The 2,065-nt window shown below is 51.9% G+C and carries 1 protein-coding gene; it reads left to right on the forward strand.

Annotation, left to right across the window (positions count from 1 at the left end; genetic code table 11):
- Nucleotides 1–1,598: 1,598 nt before the first annotated feature.
- On the forward strand, nt 1,599–2,065 hold a 467-nt coding region (locus OSC10802_RS43720; RefSeq protein ID WP_044172998.1), incomplete at its 3' end, for an FG-GAP repeat protein.

Below are 2,065 nucleotides of genomic sequence, written 5' to 3' on the forward strand. Positions count from 1 at the left end.
TGTAGCCATCAGCAGCAATTGGGCAATTGTCGGGGCGCACGCAGCCGGCGCTCTCTGCCAAGCCAATGCAAGGGCGGCCTATTTTTTTCCAGCCGAGGTTTAACCACCGGCAAATCCCTTTCTTCCCCTACTTCCCCACATCAGCTGCGCCCCCCCTCTGTTCGCAGCACCGGCTTTCACCAGACCGCGCCCGCACCTGAGAGCCGGTTTCCCTGCCGTGGGGGGCGCTTTCCCCACTCGTTTGAACTCCAGGGAAGCGCCCCACCCCCTTAAAAAGCAACTTCGTTTAGCAATTAACCGGATTTTATCTAATGCAAACTCCTGGAATAGCCGCTAGAAGGAATTTGCAAGACTAAAAATAATAGATTTTCTGTTAAATTAGTTTGCGTATGCCCCTGCGGGGTGGGTCTTTGCAATTATTGGCCATCCCCCAGACCCCAGGGGCCTATCGAAATTAATTAAACGCAATTTATATAAGATAAAAGTCTGTACAGCTTACTGTATTTAAACAGTAGCAGTAAAAATTACACGTTTTCCGGTTAATCACGATCCGAATTCTCCAGAGGGCGGGGTGCCTGTGTCTAAGCTTGGGCACTGGGCACTGGGCACTGGGCACTGGGCACTGGGCATTGGGCATTGGGCATTGGGCATTCGACACGCTGCTCCTACAGAGCCTGTATGTTAACCCGTTCCACATTGCGGCATTGGGCATTCGACACGCTGCTCCTACAGAGCCTGTATGTTAACCCGTTCCACATTGCGGGCAATTTTCCCCAGGCGATGCGCAGCGACGAGTTTTTGGCGGGTGGGGGTGAGAGGTGCTTGACAAAAAAGCCCAAGTGCGATAAGGGGCTTTAACTGGCATAATAAGGCATCTTAATAGTGTACAGCTTTCCGGCACCTGGCACCCCTACTGACACTGAGGCCCTAGGTATAAGAAAAAGTAATGCTGGCTCGGCGTATTGATACAAAGAACAAATAAAGGTTAAGCTTGGGTTAAAAAAATAATTGAGAAGCGATTGCAAGTAGCAACGAATTTGCGCCGTTTGAGGGCTGTGTTACACTTCAATAATAGAGGGTTTCTATAACCTAAATCCCTAAAAAGCCGGTGGGGGGCTGGGGAGTGCCGGTTGAAACCCCGATTCTGTCGTGCTAACTGTCACAAGGGGTGCGGGTTCCTCAGGCAGCGGAAAGTTAGGACGAGTGACGAGTTTTTGGCGGGTGGGGGTGAGAGGTGCTTGACAAAAAAGCCCAAGTGCGATAAGGGGCTTTAACCGGCAGGAGGAGGCATGTTATCCCTCTTCTGTAAAACAAGGATGAAAGCCCTAAGCGCAAGCAGGACGCGATAGGGTCCTTCTTTCGTTGCCTCAAATCCCGCAAATCGGTAAAATTGCCCAGTGGGCATTTGTCCTAAACTAACTGTTTATTGCTATACCAATCACGAAAGCACGGAAGTCTCGTCGGACACATTTACGCCATTTACGCCCGAGAGAAATTGGTCGCCTGATGTAAAAAATCCCAGCTTGCAACAGTGTGCTGCCTAGGGGCTAGCCAGTCTCCACCCGGCGGTTCAGGAGTCGCTCCCACAAAGGTGGCCGGTGCTTCAAAAATACACGAAGTATCCGAAGAATGCCATTTACGGCTTAGTCGCCCAAAACCTGACAGCGGCTGAAGTCACCAATATTGCCAAAAAAGCGACAATCGTTCTCCACCCGGGACAAACCTTGCGGTTTCTGATGAATGGTTTCTTTTGGGACTACGGGAATAACAGTGGCAGCCTTAAGGTCAGCAGGTCAGGGGTCACCTATGTTTTCCAGTGTGAGGGCGGCGTTTCGCAGCCAAAGCCAAAACTGCAACCGGCTGACTTGCCGCGCAACAGCCACTTCGGCTATTCTGTAGCCATCAGCAGCAATTGGGCAATTGTCGGGGCGCACGCAGCCGGCGCTCTCTGCCAAGCCAATGAAGGGGCGGCCTATCTTTTCCAGTGTGAGGGCGGCGTTTCGCAGCCAAAGCCAAAACTGCAACCGGCTGACTTGCCGCGCAACAGCCACTTCGGCTATTCTGT

It is taken from the genome of Kamptonema formosum PCC 10802, from assembly GCF_000332335.1.
Lineage (GTDB): Bacteria > Cyanobacteriota > Cyanobacteriia > Cyanobacteriales > Oscillatoriaceae > Oscillatoria.